This window comes from Pseudomonas sp. P1.8, from assembly GCF_001269805.1.
GTDB lineage: Bacteria > Pseudomonadota > Gammaproteobacteria > Pseudomonadales > Pseudomonadaceae > Aquipseudomonas.
In genome coordinates this window covers 20,933-39,285 of the sequence record NZ_LHVM01000020.1, presented here as the reverse complement: position 1 = coordinate 39,285, position 18,353 = coordinate 20,933, and the positions used below count along the sequence as shown (strand labels likewise).

The 18,353-nt window shown below is 58.6% G+C and carries 16 protein-coding genes; 10 read left to right on the top strand and 6 right to left on the bottom strand.

Annotated elements, in window-relative coordinates:
• Positions 1 to 32 precede the first annotated feature (32 nt).
• The 3 genes from ydcS to AD668_RS21985 all read right to left on the bottom strand — a co-directional run bounded on the left by ydcS (position 33) and on the right by AD668_RS21985 (position 3,890).
• Positions 33 to 1,184: a putative ABC transporter substrate-binding protein YdcS gene (gene ydcS / locus AD668_RS21995; protein WP_053162171.1), complete on the bottom strand. Its 1,152-nt coding sequence runs from the start codon at positions 1,182 to 1,184 to the stop codon at positions 33 to 35.
• A gap of 202 nt (positions 1,185 to 1,386) precedes the next feature.
• On the bottom strand, positions 1,387 to 2,874 hold the full coding sequence (locus AD668_RS21990; RefSeq protein WP_082344545.1) for a gamma-aminobutyraldehyde dehydrogenase: 1,488 nt from the start codon (positions 2,872 to 2,874) through the stop codon (positions 1,387 to 1,389).
• A gap of 101 nt (positions 2,875 to 2,975) precedes the next feature.
• Positions 2,976 to 3,890 carry a LysR family transcriptional regulator gene (locus AD668_RS21985; RefSeq protein WP_053162168.1) on the bottom strand — a complete coding sequence of 305 codons (915 nt, stop codon included), beginning with the start codon at positions 3,888 to 3,890 and terminating at the stop codon, positions 2,976 to 2,978.
• A 192-nt stretch (positions 3,891 to 4,082) separates the two neighbouring features.
• Here AD668_RS21985 and AD668_RS21980 point away from each other — a divergent pair, with 192 nt between their 5' ends.
• The 8 genes from AD668_RS21980 (at position 4,083) to AD668_RS21945 (ending at position 13,409) form a co-directional block, all read left to right on the top strand.
• Positions 4,083 to 4,775 (top strand): tellurite resistance TerB family protein, encoded by a 693-nt coding sequence (locus tag AD668_RS21980; RefSeq protein WP_053162166.1) that lies wholly within the window; start codon positions 4,083 to 4,085, stop codon positions 4,773 to 4,775.
• A 194-nt stretch (positions 4,776 to 4,969) separates the two neighbouring features.
• A complete protein-coding gene (locus tag AD668_RS21975) occupies positions 4,970 to 6,592 on the top strand; it encodes a methyl-accepting chemotaxis protein (RefSeq protein ID WP_053162164.1) in 1,623 nt (540 codons plus the stop codon).
• Positions 6,592 to 7,128, top strand: a complete 537-nt coding sequence (locus tag AD668_RS21970; RefSeq protein ID WP_053162162.1) for a chemotaxis protein CheW — start codon at positions 6,592 to 6,594, stop codon at positions 7,126 to 7,128. The genes AD668_RS21975 and AD668_RS21970 overlap by 1 nt, the downstream gene beginning before the upstream one ends.
• A complete protein-coding gene (locus AD668_RS21965; protein WP_053162160.1) occupies positions 7,125 to 8,399 on the top strand; it encodes a protein-glutamate O-methyltransferase CheR in 1,275 nt (424 codons plus the stop codon). The genes AD668_RS21970 and AD668_RS21965 overlap by 4 nt, the downstream gene beginning before the upstream one ends.
• Positions 8,396 to 9,076, top strand: a complete 681-nt coding sequence (locus AD668_RS21960; protein WP_053162158.1) for a chemotaxis protein CheW — start codon at positions 8,396 to 8,398, stop codon at positions 9,074 to 9,076. Before AD668_RS21965 ends, AD668_RS21960 begins: the two co-directional genes overlap by 4 nt.
• On the top strand, positions 9,073 to 11,352 hold the full coding sequence (locus tag AD668_RS21955) for a hybrid sensor histidine kinase/response regulator (RefSeq protein WP_053162156.1): 2,280 nt from the start codon (positions 9,073 to 9,075) through the stop codon (positions 11,350 to 11,352). Before AD668_RS21960 ends, AD668_RS21955 begins: the two co-directional genes overlap by 4 nt.
• Positions 11,349 to 12,359, top strand: a complete 1,011-nt coding sequence (locus tag AD668_RS21950; RefSeq protein WP_053162154.1) for a chemotaxis response regulator protein-glutamate methylesterase — start codon at positions 11,349 to 11,351, stop codon at positions 12,357 to 12,359. Before AD668_RS21955 ends, AD668_RS21950 begins: the two co-directional genes overlap by 4 nt.
• 48 nt (positions 12,360 to 12,407) lie before the next feature.
• Positions 12,408 to 13,409 (top strand): PleD family two-component system response regulator, encoded by a 1,002-nt coding sequence (locus AD668_RS21945; protein ID WP_053162152.1) that lies wholly within the window; start codon positions 12,408 to 12,410, stop codon positions 13,407 to 13,409.
• A 290-nt stretch (positions 13,410 to 13,699) separates the two neighbouring features.
• On the opposite strand, the gene AD668_RS29125 is transcribed toward AD668_RS21945, so the two are convergent.
• From AD668_RS29125 to AD668_RS29115, 3 genes are all read right to left on the bottom strand, one after another.
• Positions 13,700 to 13,843 carry a rubredoxin gene (locus AD668_RS29125; RefSeq protein WP_082344548.1) on the bottom strand — a complete coding sequence of 48 codons (144 nt, stop codon included), beginning with the start codon at positions 13,841 to 13,843 and terminating at the stop codon, positions 13,700 to 13,702.
• 40 nt (positions 13,844 to 13,883) lie between these two features.
• Positions 13,884 to 14,186: a hypothetical protein gene (locus tag AD668_RS30075; RefSeq protein ID WP_256220751.1), complete on the bottom strand. Its 303-nt coding sequence runs from the start codon at positions 14,184 to 14,186 to the stop codon at positions 13,884 to 13,886.
• Positions 14,187 to 14,330: 144 nt separating this feature from the next.
• Positions 14,331 to 14,765, bottom strand: a complete 435-nt coding sequence (locus AD668_RS29115) for a saccharopine dehydrogenase NADP-binding domain-containing protein (protein WP_256220750.1) — start codon at positions 14,763 to 14,765, stop codon at positions 14,331 to 14,333.
• Positions 14,766 to 15,548: 783 nt separating this feature from the next.
• On the opposite strand from AD668_RS29115, the gene prfB reads away from it, so the two are divergent.
• Positions 15,549 to 16,644 (top strand): peptide chain release factor 2 gene (prfB, locus tag AD668_RS29580; protein WP_156322387.1). Its coding sequence is split into 2 segments (ribosomal slippage): positions 15,549 to 15,620 and positions 15,622 to 16,644, totalling 1,095 coding nucleotides; the frame shifts between segments, so codons are not numbered across the junction.
• Between the two features lie 95 nt (positions 16,645 to 16,739).
• Positions 16,740 to 18,242: a lysine--tRNA ligase gene (gene lysS, locus AD668_RS21935; protein ID WP_053162150.1), complete on the top strand. Its 1,503-nt coding sequence runs from the start codon at positions 16,740 to 16,742 to the stop codon at positions 18,240 to 18,242.
• Positions 18,243 to 18,353: the final 111 nt, after the last annotated feature.

Here is an 18,353-nt window from a genome sequence, read left to right as displayed (position 1 = left end):
TGGTCGACGCGCAGTAGCTACCGGAATGACTTTTAGCGGCCGCCCATGATCGCGATGTAATCCTGGGTCCAGCGGCTGTACGGCACGAACTTGCCGCCTTCAGCCTGCGGGGTTTTCCAGAAGGCGATCTTGTCGAACTGGTCAAAACCGTTGGTCTTGCAGCCTTCGGCGCCCAGCAGTTCGCTCTCCTTGCACGCTGCGGGAACCGCTGGCAGCGAACCGAACCACGCGGCGACGTCACCCTGGACTTTCGGTTGCAGCGACCAGTCCATCCACTTGTAGGCGCAGTTCGGGTGCTTGGCCTCGGTGTGCAGCATGGTGGTGTCGGCCCAACCGGTGGCGCCTTCTTTCGGGATGGTCGAAGCGATTGGCTGTTTCTCGTTCATCAGGCCATTGACCTGATACGGCCAGGCGCCGGACGCGACCACGCCTTCGTTCTTGAAGTCGCTCATCTGTACGGTGGTGTCATGCCAGTAGCGGTGGATCAACGGCTGCTGGGCGCGCAGCAGATCGAGCACGGCCTTGTATTGTGCCTCGGTCAATTCGTACGGGTTCTGGATACCCAGCTCCGGTTTGGTTGACTTGAGATACAGCGCCGCGTCGGCAATGTAGATCGGGCCGTCATAGGCCTGCACGCGGCCCTTGTTCGGTTTGCCGTCCGGCAGGTTTTCGGCGTTGAACAACACACCCCAGGTGGTGGGCGCGGTCTTGAACACGTTGGTGTTGTACATCAACACGTTCGGGCCCCACTGATACGGGGTGCCATAAGTCTGATTGTTGACAACGTACCACGGCGCATCCTTGAGACGCGGGTCGAGGTTTTTCCAGTTCGGGATCAGCGCGGTGTTGATCGGCTGCACACGCTTGCCGACGATCAGGCGCAGGGAGGCGTCGCCGGACGCCGTCACCAGGTCGTAACCGCCCTTGGCCATCAGGCTGACCATTTCATCGGAGGTTGCAGCGGTTTTCACATTGACCTTGCAGCCTGTTTCCTTCTCGAAACCGGTCACCCAGTCGTAGGCCTTGTCGCTCTCGCCACGTTCGATGTAGCCGGGCCACGCGACAATATCCAGCTGACCCTCGCCCGCCCCGACAGCTTTGAGCGGCTCGGCGGCCTGGACACTGACGCTGGCCAGCAGCGCGGTGGTGATTGCACTGAGCAGTGCGGTCTTGTGCACGAACATGGGGTTTCCCTCTTCTTTAAATTATGGTCGGGGCAGTTTTTTGATCGAGGTTTCAACGTTGTAAACACGGTCCTGTAGGAGCCGGCATGCTTGCGGTGCCTTGGCTGGCGCCTTCGCTGACAAGCCAGCTCCTACAAGGGGCGCGATGTTGTGACGTTTCGACATCTATGCCTTTACGGCTAATTGTTAGCGTAGTGCGCTTTTACAAATGCTGGCCGTGGCGCGCCATGATGTGGCGCACCACGCTGTAGTCCTGGAGCGAATCGCTGGACAGGTCTTTGCCGTAGCCGGAGCGTTTCAAGCCGCCGTGGGGCATTTCGCTGACCAGCATGAAATGGCTGTTGATCCAGGTGCAGCCGTACTGCAATCGGGCGGCGACCTGCATGGCCTTGTCGAGATTCTGCGTCCAGACCGAAGACGCCAGGCCGTACTCTGAATCGTTGGCCCAATCCACCGCTTGTTCGAGTTGATCGAAACGGGTCACGGTGACCACCGGCCCAAACACTTCACGCTGGACGATTTCATCATTCTGTTTGCAGCCGGCGAGCAAGGTCGGCTGATAGTAAAACCCGGCACCGGAATGCACGGCGGCGCCGGTCACCCGCTCGATGTGCGGCTGGCCGAGGGCACGCTCGACGAAACTCGCCACGCGGTCGCGCTGGCGGGTGCTGATCAGCGGGCCGATTTCATTGTCGGCATCGCGTTTGCCGGCAAAGCGCAGGCTGCTGACGGCCGCGCCGAGTTCGGCGACCAGACGATCATGAATCCCGGCCTGGGCATAAATGCGGCAAGCAGCGGTGCAATCCTGGCCGGCGTTGTAGTAACCGTAGGTGCGCACACCTTCGACCACGGCTTGAATGTCGGCATCGTTGCAGACAATCACCGGAGCCTTGCCACCGAGTTCGAGATGGGTGCGTTTGAGCGTTTTCGATGCGGCTTGCAGGATTTTTTGCCCGGTGACGATATCGCCGGTCAGCGACACCATGCGGATTTTCGGGTGGCTGACCAAATGGCTGCCGACGCCTTCACCGCCGCCGCAAATGATGTTGATCACGCCACGCGGCAGGATCTCGGCCAGCGCCGGAGCCAGGGCCAGGATCGACAGCGGCGTGTGTTCCGACGGTTTGAACACCAGCGTGTTGCCAGCGGCGAGGGCCGGGGCGATTTTCCACGCGGCCATCATGATGGGGTAGTTCCATGGCGCAATCGACGCCACGACTCCGATAGGATCGCGCCGAACCATGCTGGTGTAGCCCGGCATGTATTCACCGCTCAGTTGGCCGGTCTGGCAGCGCACTGCACCGGCAAAGAAGCGGAACACATCAACGGTGGCGCTCAGGTCATCCTGACGAGCCAGGTGCAGCGGCTTGCCACAGTTCATGGATTCGAGGCGGGCGAGCAGGTCGGCGTTTTTTTCGATGGCGTTGGCGATGTCCAACAGCAGGTTGGAGCGTTGCTGCGGCGTGGTCCGCGACCAACCGGCGAAGGCGCGGTGAGCGGCAAGGATGGCCGCTTCGACTTGCTCGGTGCTGGCTTCGGCGATCTGGGTGAGAACTTCCCCGGTGGCGGGGTTGAGAATCGGCTCGACGCAGCCTTGCCCGGCGACTAATTCACCATCGATCAATAATGCGGTGAACAACGGGGTCTGCGCGCCAGGCATTTTTCGGGTTCTCTTTTCTTGTGTGGCCATGCTGCTCCCTGTGACTGGGGCTGGCCGTCTTATATAGATGTAACAAGACTAGTGCGCGGCCCCGAGGTCGACAAATACTAAATACTGAAGGTTGCGTTCGATTAAATAGATGGCTTGCGTTTGCCGTGGGGTTGTTCCCGTGCCACGGTGAGAAATGGATCCACCAATGCCGGGCGGGCTGTGCCGCGACGCCACGCAAGGCCGATATCGAGGGTCTGGTTGAGGTCGGCAATCGGCCGCGCTTCGATGATGTCGCCTTCCAGTGACCAGGGGCGGTAAGTCATGTCGGGCTGGATCGACACACCCAGGCCGGCGGCCACCAGGCTTCGCACCGCTTCGGTCGAGGCAGTGCGCAGCGTGATGCGCGGCTGCAACGAAGCGGCGGACCACATGCGTTGGGCATTGCGGTCCATTTCATCCACGTTCAGCTGGATCAGCGGCTCGCGGGCCACATCGGAGAGGTTGATGCTGTCGTGTTCCAGCAAAGGATGCTGGGCCGGCAACCACAAGCGATGGGGCGAATGAGTCAGCACTTCGGTCTGCAAGGCGTGGCGATCCTCGAGATTGGAGAGGATCAGCACACCGACATCAATCTCGCCACTCACCAGCAAATGCTCTATGTAGGGGCGCTCGTCTTCCATCACGCGAATTTCCACATTGGGGTAGGCGCGCTGGAAACGGGTGAGCAAATCCGCCAGATAGTAACCGGCGACCAGGCTGGTCACGCCGATGATCAACTGCCCGGCGACCTGGTCGGTGCTCTGTTGCAGGCTGCGTTTGGCGTTATCTACGGTGGCCAGAATCAGGTGTGCCTGGCGCAGGAATTGATGCCCCTGGTGAGTCAGCGTCATGCCCTTGGCGTGGCGACTGAAAAGGCTTACACCGATTTCCTCCTCCAGTTGCTGGATCGCCAGGGTCAGTGTCGACTGCGAAATGAATGCCGTTTGTGCGGCGGCCGAGATCGAGCCCGTCTCGGCAACGGCGATGAAGTGGCGGATCTGACGCAAGGTCATCATGGAGAAATTACCCGGTGGGCGGTTTTTATCGATTTTGTCGAGTGTATATCTAAAATTCTGAATGCATATTCAAACTGTCAGCGTTAAAAGCAGTCGAGCAACATCTGGAAGTACTCTCGCAGGCCGTGCTCGGGCACTTTCGATCTAGGCTGGGGGCCTTAATGTCCGGTTACACCTTTTATGGAGGCGACAATGAACACCCGTGGATTGCTCGAGCAGCTACTCAAGTCCGGCCAGGACATGTTGCAAAACAAGGCCGGTACCGCGCAGAACAAAGGGGCGAGCAGTAGCTCCGGTGGTCTGGGCAGTTTGCTTTCCGGGGCCAGCGGCGGTGCATTGGCGGCGGGCGCGATGGGTTTGCTGCTGGGTAACAAAAAAGCCCGCAAGGTCGGCGGGAAGGTGGCGGTCTACGGTGGGCTGGCGGCATTGGGCGTGATGGCCTACAAGGCCTACGGCAGCTGGCAGGCCGAGCAAGGCACTGCGCCGAAGACCGCGCCGCAAACCCTCGATCGTTTGCCGATGGCTCAGGTCGAACAGCACAGTCAGGCGATTCTCAAGGCGCTGGTGGCCGCGGCCAAGGCGGACGGGCATATCGATCAGCGCGAGCGGGAGCTGATTGAAGGCGAGTTCACCAAACTTGATAACGATCAGGAGTTGCAGCACTGGCTGCATGCCGAACTCAACAAGCCGCTGGACCCCAGCGACGTCGCCCGCGCCGCCAGCACCCCGGAAATGGCCGCTGAGATGTACATCGCCAGTGTGATGCTGGTCGATGAAGAGAGCTTCATGGAAAAGTCGTATCTCGATGAACTGGCGCGCCAGCTCAAGCTGGAGCCGGGGTTGAAGGCCGAGCTTGAAAAGCAGGTTCGCCAGGCTTCGATGTAGTTTGTTTGCTTAAAAGATCGCAGCCTTCGGCAGCTCCTACGGGATCCGCGTCATCCGAAGGCTGCGATCTTTTGCTTTAAGCCGGCGTGCCAGGCTTTTTCAGCAAGATGAGAAGTGGTGCGCAACCGTCTTATAAATGAAACACCGCCCTCGGCTATACTCCCCGCATTTCGAATCCGCCCCGAGGACTGACTGTGAAGAACTGGACGTTGCGCCAACGCATTTTGGCGAGCTTTGCGGTAATTATCGCCATCATGTTGTTGATGGTGGTCGTCTCGTATTCGCGGTTGTTGAAGATCGAAAGCAGCGAAGCCAGCGTACGTGAGGACGCTCTGCCAGGCCTTTATTACAGCTCGATGATTCGTGGTGCGTGGTCCGACAGTTATGTACGCATTCAGGCCATGCTGGGCCTGGAGCAGGGGCAGGGCTTCACGGTCGAGGAAGCCGCGAACTTCAATGGCTATGCCGCGCGATTGAAAGAGCAGATGGACCTTTACCGTGGAACGATTGCCGACGAAGAAGACCGGGTCGAGTACGCTGCGTTCGAAAAACTGCATGAGGACTATCACCGGATTTTGGCCGCCGTGATCGAGTTGCATAAACGCAACCAAAGTGCAGAAGCCATCAAGCTGTTCACCAGTGAGCTGACTCCGGCCTGGACAGCAGGCCGAATGAAGGTCAATGAGATTCTGCGTCATAACAAATCGGTGGCGGACGCGGACATCGCAGCCATTGACGATGCAGTCGTCACGGCAAAAATCATCATGGGCATTTCCCTGCTGGTGGCAGTGCTGGCCGCCGCCCTTTGTGGCCTGCTGCTGATGCGCGCGATTTTGGCGCCGATGAACCGCATCGTGAAAATCCTCGAAATCATGCGCACCGGCGACCTCAGCAGTCGCCTGAACCTTGAGCGCAAGGATGAGTTCGGTGCAGTGGAAACCGGCTTCAACGACATGATGACCGAGCTTACGTCCCTGGTGTCCCAGGCCCAGCGCTCATCGGTGCAGGTCACCACGTCGGTCACCGAGATTGCAGCCACCTCCAAGCAACAACAGGCCACCGCTACCGAGACCGCCGCGACCACCACGGAAATCGGCGCGACCTCCCGTGAAATCGCCGCCACCTCCCGCGATCTGGTGCGCACCATGACCGAAGTGTCCACCGCCGCCGATCAGGCTTCGGTGGCCGCAGGTTCCGGGCAGCAAGGGCTGGCGCGCATGGAAGAGACCATGCATTCGGTGATGGGCGCGGCCGATCTGGTCAACGCCAAGCTGGCGATCCTCAATGAGAAGGCCGGCAACATCAACCAGGTGGTCGTGACCATCGTCAAGGTTGCCGACCAGACCAACCTGTTGTCGCTCAACGCCGCCATCGAAGCGGAAAAAGCCGGTGAATACGGCCGTGGTTTTTCCGTGGTTGCCACTGAAGTGCGGCGCCTGGCGGACCAGACCGCCGTCGCCACCTACGATATCGAGCAGATGGTGCGCGAGATTCAGTCGGCGGTATCGGCCGGGGTCATGGGCATGGACAAATTCTCCGAAGAAGTGCGCCGCGGGATGTCCGAAGTGCAGCAGGTCGGCGAGCAGTTGTCGCAGATCATCCACCAGGTGCAAGCGCTGGCGCCGCGCGTGCTGATGGTCAACGAAGGCATGCAAGCCCAGGCCACCGGTGCCGAGCAGATCAATCACGCACTGGTGCAACTGGGTGATGCCAGCAGCCAGACGGTCGAATCCTTGCGCCAGGCGAGTTTCGCCATCGATGAGCTGAGCCAGGTGGCCGTAGGGCTGCGCAGCGGCGTTTCGCGATTTAAAGTCTGATGAGCGAAATCACGGCCAAACGTCCTGTGGCGAAGCAGGCGTTGCACGCGTTGTTTCTGGTGTTTCGCATCGGTAACGAACGGTATGCCTTGCAGGCCATCGAGGTGGCGGAAGTGCTGCCGTGCCTGCCGTTGAAGCCGATTCCCCGTACACCCGATTGGGTTGCCGGGGTGTTCGCCTACCGTGGTGCGGTAGTGCCGGTGATCGACCTGAGCGCGTTGACCTTTGGTACACCTGCCCAGTCACGCACCAGCACGCGGCTGGTGCTGGTCAACTACCGCCCGGGCGAAACCGCCGGCACGCAATTGCTCGGGCTGATTCTCGAGCAGGCCACGGATACCTTGCGCTGTGATCCGGCGGACTTTCAACCCTACGGCGTGGACAACCGGCAGGCGCCCTATCTGGGGCCGGTTCGCAAGGATGAGCAAGGTTTGCTGCAACGGGTGCGGGTCGCCGATTTGCTGGACGATAAGGTTCGCGCGCTGCTGTTTCCGTCGCCACCGCTGGACCTGGCGCTGCTTGAGGCGCGGCCATGAGCTCTGACCAGCGTTTTTTCGACTTCCTCAAGGAACGCATCGGCCTCGACGTGACGTCGGTGGGACCGGCCATCATCGAGCGCGCCGTACGCCAGCGCAGTCACGCCGTCGAGGCGCAAACAGCCGATGAATACTGGCTCACCTTGCAGGGCTCGCGTGACGAACAACAAGCGTTGATCGAATCGGTAATCGTCCCGGAAACGTGGTTCTTCCGTTACCCGGAGTCCTTCACTACGCTCGCCAAAATGGCCGGCAAGCGCCTGGCTGCAATCAATAACCGGCGTGCCCTGCGGATTCTCAGTTTGCCGTGTTCCACCGGCGAAGAACCTTATTCAATTGCCATGGCGCTGCTCGATGCCGGGCTCAAGCGGCATCAGTTCAAGGTCGACGGTATGGATGTCAGCCCGTTGTCGGTGGAAAAGGCCAGGCGCGCGGTGTACGGGAAAAACTCCTTTCGCGGCCAGGATATCGGGTTTCGTGACCGTCATTTCAGTGTCGAAGGCGAGGGCTATCGCCTCCATCAGCGCGTGATTGATCAGGTGCGTTTGCAGGTTGGCAATCTGCTGGACCCAAGCTTGCTCGCCCATGAGCCCGCGTTTGATTTCGTGTTCTGCCGCAACTTGCTGATCTATTTCGACCAGTCGACGCAGAAGCAGGTGTTCGAGGTGCTCAAGCAACTGACTCACGTCGATGGCGTACTGTTTATCGGTCCCGCCGAAGGTAGCTTGCTGGGGCGTTTTGGCATGCGCTCGATGGGTATCGCGCAGTCCTTCGCCTTCAGTCGGCAGGGTGCGCAGGAGTCACAACCGTTGCCGTTGCCGACCTTCGTTCCCGCGCCATTGCCGGTACCGCCACCGCCCAGCCGCCCGCCGTCGTCGGTACACAGCCGCCCCTTCGCCAGCGCCCAGCCCGAGGTTTTTGCGCCGAAGACGTCTGTCTCCGACACGGTTGCGTTGCTGGCGAATATCGGCGCCTTGGCCAACGAAGGCAAGAGCGCAGAAGCGCGAGCCGCCTGTGAACGCTATTTGCGCAACCATGAACCCGTGGCTCAGGTGTTCTGTTGGTTAGGGCTGCTCAGCGATGTCGCTGGAAATGCCTTCGAAGCTCAAGGCTTTTACCGCAAGGCGTTGTACCTCGAGCCGCAACACCCCGAAGCGTTGATACACCTGGCGGCGTTGCTGCAAGCCCAGGGCGACACGGCGGGTGCCAGACGATTGCAGGAGCGTGCCGCCCGCAGCGCGCGCGCCGTCGACAGTGAGCGTAAACGATGATTGCCTCCGACACCTTCAGCGTCAGCCGGGATGCCCAGGCCATCGACGATTGCTGGAACCGCATCGGTATCCATGGCGACAAGTCGTGCCCGTTACTGAGCGAACATATTCATTGCCGCAACTGCGCGGTGTATTCGGCGGCGGCTACTCGCTTGCTGGATCGTTATGCGTTGCAGCAGGACGACCGCGGGCAAGTGTCCGTCGCGGTCGAGAGCGAGGTGAAAACCCGGTCGCTGTTGATGTTCCGCCTGGGCGAAGAATGGCTCGGTCTGGCCACGCGCAGCCTGGTGGAAGTGGCACCGTTGCAAGTGATTCACTCGTTGCCGCACCAGCGTTCCCGGGCCTTGCTCGGCGTGGCGAATGTGCGCGGTGCGCTGGTGGCGTGTCTGTCGCTGGTGGAACTGCTCGGGCTCGATAGCGCGAGCAGCGTGGAAGTCGGTGCACGGGTCATGCCGCGCATGTTGATCATTGCAGCCCACGGCGGACCCGTGGTGGTGCCTGTGGATGAAGTCGACGGTATTCACGCCATCGACGAGCGGATCCTCGAAGCCGCGTCGCAATCGGGCACCCAGGCCAGCGCCAAATACACCCGGGGCGTATTGCCATTCAAAGGTCGCAGCCTGCGTTGGCTGGATGAAGAACAGTTGCTGTGCGCCGTGACCCGGAGCCTCACATGACCCCCGAGCAAATGCGCGACGCCTCTTTGCTGGAGTTGTTCAGCCTCGAAGCCGAGGCCCAGACCCAAGTGCTGAGCGCCGGCCTGCTGGCGCTGGAACGCGATCCGACCCAGGCCGATCAACTTGAATCGTGCATGCGTGCCGCGCATTCGCTCAAGGGGGCGGCGCGAATTGTCGGTGTCGATGCGGGAGTCAGCGTCGCCCATGTCATGGAAGACTGCTTGGTGAGCGCCCAGGAAGGGCGTTTGTTGCTGCGCCCCGAACACATCGATGCGTTGCTGCAAGGCACCGATCTGCTGATGCGCATCGCCACGCCGAACAACAATCCGCAATCGGCGGATATCGACGCCTATGTGGTGTTGATGGCGCGTCTGCTTGATCCGACTGCTGCGCGGGTTGCGAGCGCTGCGCCGGTGCTGGCCGAGTTACAGCTTGAAGTGTTCGCGCCCAAGGTCGAAACCCCGGCGCCTGACGTCGTCCCCCCATTCACGCCCGCGCCGCGCAAAACCAAACGCGCCACCGAAAACGGCGAGCGAGTCCTGCGCGTCACTGCCGAACGCTTGAACAGCCTGCTCGACCTATCGAGCAAATCGTTGGTGGAAACCCTGCGGCTCAAGCCGCACCTGGCCACCATGCAGCGGCTCAAACGCACGCAGAGCAACGGCCTGCGCGCGCTGGAAAATCTCAACGTGCACCTCAAGGATCACGCCTTGAGCCTGGAAGCCCGAGAATCACTCGAAGATGCGCGGCGGCTGCTGGCGGAGTCCCAGCAATTGCTGGTGGAGAAGAATGCCGAACTCGATGAGTTCGCCTGGCAGGCCAGCCAACGCGCGCAGGTCTTGTATGACACGGCGCTGGCCTGCCGCATGCGGCCCTTTGCCGATGTATTGACCGGCCAGGCGCGCATGGTTCGTGATCTGGGGCGTGACCTTGGCAAACAGGTGCGGCTGGAGATCGAAGGCGAGAAAACCCAGGTCGATCGCGACGTGCTTGAAAAGCTCGAAGCGCCGCTGACTCACCTGCTGCGCAACGCGGTCGATCACGGGATCGAAACCCCTGAGCAGCGCCTGCTGGCGGGCAAGCCAGCGGAAGGCGTGATCCGTTTACGTGCTTCTCATCAGGCCGGCCTTTTGGTCCTGGAGTTGAGCGATGACGGCAATGGCGTGGACCTGGAAAAGGTTCGCCGCAGTATCGTTGAACGCAATCTTTCACCCGTCGAAACCGCTGCGCAACTGAGCGAAGAAGAGCTGCTGACGTTCCTGTTCCTGCCGGGTTTCAGCCTGCGCGACACTGTCACAGAAGTCTCCGGGCGCGGCGTCGGTCTGGATGCTGTTCAACATATGGTCCGTCAGTTGCGCGGCGCAGTGATGCTGGAGCAGACGGCGGGCCGGGGCAGTCGTTTCCATCTCGAAGTACCGCTGACCCTGTCGGTAGTACGCAGTCTGGTGGTGGAAGTCGGCGCCGAAGCCTACGCCTTCCCGCTGGCACACATCGAGCGCATGTGCGACCTGGAGCCAGCGGACATCGTGCAAGTCGAAGGGCGTCAGCATTTTTGGCACGAGGGTCGGCATGTCGGCCTCGTTGCCGCGAGCCAACTGCTGCAACGCCCGGCCAGCCAGAGCGACCGGCAAACGCTGAAAGTCGTGGTGATTCGCGAACGTGATGCGATGTATGGCGTGGCGGTCGAGCGCTTTATCGGCGAGCGCACATTGGTGGTTCTGCCGCTGGACGAGCGCCTGGGCAAGGTGCAGGACATTTCCGCCGGGGCCTTGCTCGATGACGGTTCGGTGGTGCTGATTGTCGATGTCGAAGACATGCTGCGTTCGGTGGATAAATTGCTCAACACCGGGCGCCTGGAGCGTATCGCCCGTCAGGGCAGCCAGGTGGTCGAAGCCTCACGCAAACGGATTCTGGTGGTCGACGATTCACTCACCGTGCGAGAGTTGCAGCGCAAGCTGTTGCTCAATCGCGGATACGATGTGGCGGTTGCGGTGGACGGTATGGACGGCTGGAACGCGCTGCGTTCGGAGGATTTCGATCTGCTGATCACCGACATTGATATGCCGCGCATGGACGGCATCGAACTGGTCACGCTGCTGCGCCGGGACACTCGCCTGCAATCGCTGCCGGTGATGGTGGTGTCCTACAAGGATCGTGAGGAGGACCGGCGTCGTGGACTGGATGCGGGGGCCGACTATTATCTAGCCAAGGCCAGTTTTCATGACGACGCCTTGCTCGATGCAGTGGTCGAGCTCATCGGAGGAGCCCGGGCATGAGGATTGCCATCGTAAACGACATGCCCATGGCGGTGGAGGTCTTGCGCCGCGCCTTGGCATTCGAACCGTCGCATCAGGTGGTCTGGGTCGCCGGCAATGGCGCCGAGGCCGTTCGCCTGTGCGCGCAGGACACTCCGGATCTGATCCTGATGGACTTGATCATGCCGGTGATGGATGGCGTCGAGGCAACCCGCCGGATCATGGCCGAAAGCCCATGCGCCATCGTCATTGTCACGGTGGATCGTCAACAGAACGTGCATCGCGTATTCGAGGCCATGGGCCACGGGGCGCTGGATGTGGTCGACACCCCAGCCCTCGGCGCTGGCAATGCCAAGGAAGCCGCCGCGCCGTTGCTGCGCAAGATTCTGAACATCGGCTGGTTGATCGGCGATAAGGGCAACCGCCCGAGTCGGGCGCCATCACCGTTGCGCAACCCCGGCTCTTGCCAGAGCCTGATCGCCATCGGCTCATCCGCCGGTGGGCCTGCGGCGCTGGAGATCCTGCTCAAGGGCTTGCCGCGCAACTTTTCACCGGCCATTGTGCTGGTGCAGCACGTCGATCAAGTATTCGCCGCCGGCATGGCCGAATGGCTCGGCAGCGCCAGCGGCCTCAACGTGCGCCTGGCCCGGGAAGGCGAGCCTCCGCAAAGCGGCACGGTGTTGCTGGCCGGCACCAATCACCATATCCGATTGTTGAAAAACGGCACGCTGGCCTACACCGCCGAGCCGATCAACGAGATTTATCGGCCCTCGATCGATGTTTTTTTTGAGAGTGTGGCCAGTTACTGGAACGGTGACGCGGTCGGCGTATTGCTCACCGGCATGGGGCGTGATGGCGCGCAGGGGCTTAAACTCATGCGTCAGCAGGGCTACCTGACCATCGCTCAAGACCAGAACAGCAGTGCGGTGTATGGCATGCCAAAGGCGGCCGCCGCCATCGATGCTGCCGCAGAGATTCGCCCGCTGAACAAGATAGCGCCACGATTGCTGGAGATTTTCGCAAAATGAGTGGTTTTTCCCGCAGTCCTGGCCCAGGTAGTATTCAGGTGAACGCACATGAATGATTTACAGCTCGACGATTTCAAGTCCGATGAATACGCCGCCATGGTGTTGCTGGTAGACGATCAGGCCATGATCGGCGAAGCCGTGCGTCGCGGGTTGTCGAACGAAGAGAACATCGACTTCCATTTTTGCGCCGACCCGCACCAGGCTATCGCCCATGCGGTCCGCATCAAACCGACGGTGATCCTTCAGGACCTGGTGATGCCCGGGCTGGATGGACTGAGTCTGGTGCGCGAGTACCGCAATCATCCGGCGACCAAGGATATCCCGATCATTGTGCTGTCGACCAAGGAAGACCCGCTGATCAAGAGCGCGGCGTTCGCGGCCGGGGCCAACGATTATCTGGTCAAGCTGCCGGACAATATCGAACTGGTCGCGCGTATCCGCTATCACTCGCGGTCCTACATGACGCTGTTGCAGCGGGACGCGGCTTATCGTGCGCTGCGCGTCAGCCAGCAACAGTTGCTCGACACCAACCTGGTGCTGCAACGCCTGATGAATTCCGATGGCTTGACCGGGTTGTCGAACCGTCGACATTTCGATGAGTACCTGGAGCTGGAGTGGCGTCGTGCGCTGCGTGAACAGAGCCAATTGTCGTTGCTGATGATCGACGTGGACTACTTCAAGGCCTACAACGACAGCTTCGGACACCTGGAAGGCGATGAAGCCCTGCGCAAGGTCGCTGCCGCTATCAAGGACGCCAGCTCCCGACCTTCGGACTTGCCAGCCCGTTACGGCGGCGAAGAGTTTGCGCTGGTGCTTCCCAATACTTCACCGGGTGGCGCACGACTGGTGGCGGAAAAACTGCGCCAGACCGTCGAGGCCCTGAAGATCGCGCATAATTCGCCGAGTGAAGGTTCGAACCTGACCGTCAGCATCGGCCTGTCGACGATTATCCCCAAAGCGGGCAGCAACTGCCGTGACCTGATCTCGGCGGCGGACAAGGGGCTGTATTCGGCGAAGAACAATGGGCGCAATCAGGTGGGGGTGGCGTGACGGTACAACGCTCCGTAGTGCAGTAGCGGCTGCGGAGCCCGCGAGACTGCGTCCGAAGACAAAGTCCTCGCAAACCCTGTGCATGGAGTTTGACTAAAGAGGCTTGTTGCATAGTTTACGAGGTTTTTTGTACGGATAGTCGTTCAACACAGTTGATTATTGCTATGTATAAGAATGCTGGCGAGTTTACTTTGGGCGTTCAGAAAATAATCGTGCCAGCTTTTAATAAAGGCTTAGGAGGGCAACGTCCCGTTCAATGAAAGTGAAAGGGAGCGCCGCAATAAGTGTTCTTACTCAAAATCTTCTTTGGGCATCTGACAATCTGGGCATAACCAGTCTTCGGGCAGATTGTTCCAAGGCGTGCCAGGTGGTATTCCATTTTCAGAGTCGCCTAGAGCGGGATCATATTCATAGCCGCAAACAGTGCACCGCATTATGTTTTCTTTGCTTAACATGATTTTTCCTGAGGGTAGATTAAAGTGTGATAGTAGCGATCAAGCCAGTTGCTCCTAAGATGAAGCCAATTAGAGCGCCTCTTTCCGGTAGTTCCTTTAGCATTGCGTATATCACAATTGGCTCAAGAATCAGAAGGAGTGTCAAGGATGCAACGGTAACTATCCATATATTTCCAGTTGCTTGATATCCTAGCCAGTACGCAAAAATTAGACTGATGCCAGCAATGCTGATAAGTACTATAGGTTTTACGAATATTAAAGGGCTATCCAGCGAGCGGTCGGGCAGCTTCGAGGCGTATACTTCACTGTAAATTGTTAGTATTTAGCCGAAAACCATAAGTATTAAGGAGGCTGCCATGTAGTAGTGGTTTCTCATCTTTAACCTTTGGTTAGTATGGATAAAATGTCTTCTACTACAGGGGCTCCGAGTTCGCTTGAATTGAGCAAAAAGTGAGGGCCGTCGTGATCAAAAAGAAAGGTGTTCTGATAGTTTGGCCCACTCGGATTGGGTTTTCGGTTGATCAGGTATTCCATTTTTTTGTGCCATTTCAAGCATTGCTTTTTTTAGGAGTATAGATATAAAGCCAGGGTTTGCTCCGTGCCCAACAATTGCTGTTGTTGTGCTGGTTTGGGTTTGCACATATTGCTTCATATTTTCTCTTAGAGAGTGATTGCTTTTTAAGTGGTTATTGTTATGGTTTGTGTAGTCCCAAGGCTCTATGCATGTGTCTAAATACAATGTGTTGAATCGCTGGGTTAAATTTATCAGCGCTAAGCTGGAAACAGATACCGTCAGATTTAAGAGGACGCTGTTGTTGCTTAATAGTGGTGACAAAATACTGTGGAAGTTGTTTGGGGTTATCAGATTTTTAATTAATATTGCGGAATACTCGCTCGCGATATTTTTTGAATTGCGTCGATTTATTTGTCGAAAATGATAATTTCCGAATCGTAATTTTCTGAAAGTAGCGGTAGCAAAGCCTGGGCGATACTTCCAAAGCCTACAATTATTATTCTGTCGATTTTTTTCATGGTAGTCCTTTGGTTAAAGGGTTGGGTTGACTATCCATGTTTTGTGGTGGTGCTGTAGCTTGCTTAGGTTTCTGAGGGTTAAGGTTTTCGGTGATGGTGCTAGTAAGTTTTTAGAAATTTTTTGTGTTGCATAGTTATAGGGAAGGCAGATGCATTGCGCAATTGCCAATTAAGTAGGATTGGTCCGTTATTGTTGAAGTTGTTTTCCTACAGATCGGTCGAGATCTTAATCTTGTTGTTGGTTAGTGCTCTGAGAGATGTTTAAGGCATCATTGCTCAAGAGCGAGTTGTTTTTAGCCGTGGCAGTTGCGTGAGCCATTAAAGGCACCATGCTGGGAGTCGAGTCGGTCAAGGACGTTGCCGACCTTTAACCCTTTCCATCAACCGCGGCGTAACGGTCAGCCGGCTGATGTAGCCCAGACCATTCCGTTTTCGGTATCGAATCAGCCTTCGGGGATCACCAGTACTGTACTGACAGTCGACAGCGGCATCACTGGAAGAAGTGAGCAGGGTGATGGCAGCGTTCATGGTTGGTGCGAGGCAGGAATAACAGAAACCATTCGCCGGTAAACCAGCCATTCGGGCTGCCGGGACCGCTTGATTACGGTATACTCGCCGGCTTTCAAAAGTTCGCCAACGAGTGCTGCCCGTCATGGAAATCAATCCGATCCTGAACACCATCAAGGACCTGTCCGAGCGCTCCGAAACCATTCGGGGGTATCTTTGACTACGATCAAAAGCATGAGCGTCTGACCGAAGTCAATCGCGAGCTTGAAGATCCGAGTGTCTGGAACAAACCTGAATACGCCCAGGAGTTGGGCCGCGAGCGCGCTGCGCTGGCGCAGATCGTCGAGACTCTGGACGAACTGAACACCGGTCTGGCCGATTGCCGTGACCTGCTGGACATGGCCGTCGAAGAAAACGACGAAGGCGCAGTGGACGATGTCGTCGCCGAGCTGGCCCGTCTTGAGGAAAACCTCGCCAAGCTGGAATTCCGGCGCATGTTCAGCCATGAAATGGACCCGAACAACGCCTACCTGGACATCCAGGCCGGTTCCGGCGGCACCGAAGCCCAGGACTGGGCCAACATCCTGCTGCGCATGTACTTGCGTTGGGCCGACAAACGCGGTTTCGACGCGACCATCATGGAGCTGTCGGCCGGTGAAGTCGCCGGGATCAAAGGTGCGACCGTGCACATCAAGGGCGAATACGCCTTTGGTTGGCTGCGTACCGAGATCGGCGTACACCGTCTGGTGCGCAAGAGCCCGTTCGACTCCGGCAACCGTCGCCACACCTCGTTCAGCGCAGTGTTCGTCTCGCCAGAGATCGATGACAAGGTGGAAATCGAAATCAACCCGGCAGACTTGCGGATTGACACCTATCGTTCCTCCGGTGCCGGTGGTCAGCACGTAAACACCACCGACTCGGCCGTACGTATCACCCACGTACCGACCAACACCGTGGTCAGCTGCCAGAACGAACGTTCCCAGCACGCCAACAAGGACACCGCCATGAAAATGCTGCGGGCCAAGTTGTACGAGCAGGAAATGCAGAAGCGCAACGCGGCGTCCCAGGCGCTGGAAGACACCAAGTCCGACATCGGCTGGGGTCATCAGATCCGCTCTTATGTACTCGATGCCTCGCGCATCAAGGATCTGCGCACTAACATCGAACGCAGCGACTGCGACAAGGTGCTCGACGGCGACATCGACGAATACCTGGAAGCCAGCCTGAAATCCGGGCTGTAAGTTACTGACACACCGCGATCCCCTGTAGGAGCCGGCTTGCCGGCGATCCCCGGCCGCAGGCCGGGGACAACGAACCAGATGGAATATTTAAAGACATGAGCGACCAAGAACTCGACCCGCAAGCCCTGCAACAGGAAGAAAACTCCCTGATCGCCCTGCGCAAGGAAAAGCTTGCTGCCGAGCGCGCCAAGGGTAATGCCTTCCCGAATGACTTCCGCCGCGACAACTACTGCGATGTCCTGCAGAAACAGTACGCGGACAAGACCAAGGAAGAGCTGGCAGAAGCTGCAATCCCGGTCAAGGTTGCCGGTCGCATCATGCTCAACCGTGGCTCGTTCATGGTGATCCAGGACATGACCGGTCGTATCCAGGTCTACGTCAACCGCAAGACTCTGTCCGAAGAAACCCTGGCCGCGGTGAAAACCTGGGACATGGGCGACATCATTGCCGCCGAAGGCACCCTGGCCCGTTCGGGCAAGGGCGACCTGTACGTCGAAATGACCAACGTGCGCCTGCTGACGAAATCCCTGCGCCCGCTGCCGGACAAGCACCACGGCCTGACCGACACCGAACAACGCTACCGCCAGCGTTACGTTGACCTGATCGTCAACGAAGACGTGCGCCAGACGTTCCGCGTGCGTTCGCAAGTCATCGCCCACATCCGCAGCTTCCTGATGCAGCGTGACTTCCTGGAAGTGGAAACGCCGATGCTGCAGACCATTCCTGGCGGCGCGGCAGCCAAGCCGTTCGAAACCCACCACAACGCCTTGGACATGGGCATGTTCCTGCGTATCGCGCCGGAGCTGTACCTCAAGCGCCTGGTGGTTGGCGGCTTCGAGAAAGTGTTCGAGATCAACCGCAACTTCCGTAACGAAGGCGTTTCGACCCGTCACAATCCTGAATTCACCATGTTGGAGTTCTACCAGGCTTACGCCGACTACGAAGACAACATGGACCTGACCGAAGAACTGTTCCGCGAACTGGCGCAGCTGGTTCTGGGCAGCACCGACGTGCCTTACGGCGACAAGGTGTTCCACTTCGGTGAGCCGTTCGTGCGTCTGTCCGTGTTCGACTCGATCCTCAAGTACAACCCTGAGCTGACCGCTGACGACCTGAATGACATCGACAAGGCCCGTGCCATCGCCAAGAAGGCCGGCGCCAAGGTGCTGGGCTTCGAAGGTCTGGGCAAGCTGCAGGTGATGATTTTCGAAGAGCTGGTCGAGCACAAGCTGGAACAGCCGCACTTCATTACCCAGTACCCGTTCGAAGTGTCGCCGCTGGCCCGCCGCAACGACGACAACCCGAACGTCACCGACCGTTTCGAATTGTTCATCGGTGGTCGTGAAATCGCCAACGCCTACTCCGAGTTGAACGACGCGGAAGACCAGGCGGAGCGTTTCATGGCGCAGGTGGCCGACAAGGACGCTGGCGACGACGAAGCCATGCACTACGACGCCGACTTCGTTCGTGCGCTGGAGTACGGCATGCCGCCAACGGCGGGTGAAGGCATCGGTATCGACCGTCTGGTGATGCTGCTGACCAACTCCCCGTCGATCCGCGACGTGATCCTGTTCCCGCACATGCGACCGCAAGCGTAAGTGTTTCAATTAAAAAGCCGCCTGAAATGGGCGGCTTTTTATTGCCTGTCTGGTACAAACGTATCAATTGGTTACTTTTGAAGTGAGAGGATTCCTGTCGTGAACGGTGCA

Bases quoted from the DNA above. Each gene is read 5' to 3' on its own strand.
- ydcS (WP_053162171.1), bottom strand. From the start codon at position 1,184: ATGTTCGTGCACAAGACCGCACTGCTCAGTGCAATCACCACCGCGCTG.
- AD668_RS21990 (WP_082344545.1), bottom strand. From the start codon at position 2,874: ATGGCCACACAAGAAAAGAGAACCCGAAAAATGCCTGGCGCGCAGACC.
- AD668_RS21985 (WP_053162168.1), bottom strand. From the start codon at position 3,890: ATGATGACCTTGCGTCAGATCCGCCACTTCATCGCCGTTGCCGAGACG.
- AD668_RS21980 (WP_053162166.1), top strand. From the start codon at position 4,083: ATGAACACCCGTGGATTGCTCGAGCAGCTACTCAAGTCCGGCCAGGAC.
- AD668_RS21970 (WP_053162162.1), top strand. From the start codon at position 6,592: ATGAGCGAAATCACGGCCAAACGTCCTGTGGCGAAGCAGGCGTTGCAC.
- AD668_RS21965 (WP_053162160.1), top strand. From the start codon at position 7,125: ATGAGCTCTGACCAGCGTTTTTTCGACTTCCTCAAGGAACGCATCGGC.
- AD668_RS21960 (WP_053162158.1), top strand. From the start codon at position 8,396: ATGATTGCCTCCGACACCTTCAGCGTCAGCCGGGATGCCCAGGCCATC.
- AD668_RS21955 (WP_053162156.1), top strand. From the start codon at position 9,073: ATGACCCCCGAGCAAATGCGCGACGCCTCTTTGCTGGAGTTGTTCAGC.
- AD668_RS21950 (WP_053162154.1), top strand. From the start codon at position 11,349: ATGAGGATTGCCATCGTAAACGACATGCCCATGGCGGTGGAGGTCTTG.
- AD668_RS21945 (WP_053162152.1), top strand. From the start codon at position 12,408: ATGAATGATTTACAGCTCGACGATTTCAAGTCCGATGAATACGCCGCC.
- AD668_RS29125 (WP_082344548.1), bottom strand. From the start codon at position 13,843: ATGCGGTGCACTGTTTGCGGCTATGAATATGATCCCGCTCTAGGCGAC.
- lysS (WP_053162150.1), top strand. From the start codon at position 16,740: ATGAGCGACCAAGAACTCGACCCGCAAGCCCTGCAACAGGAAGAAAAC.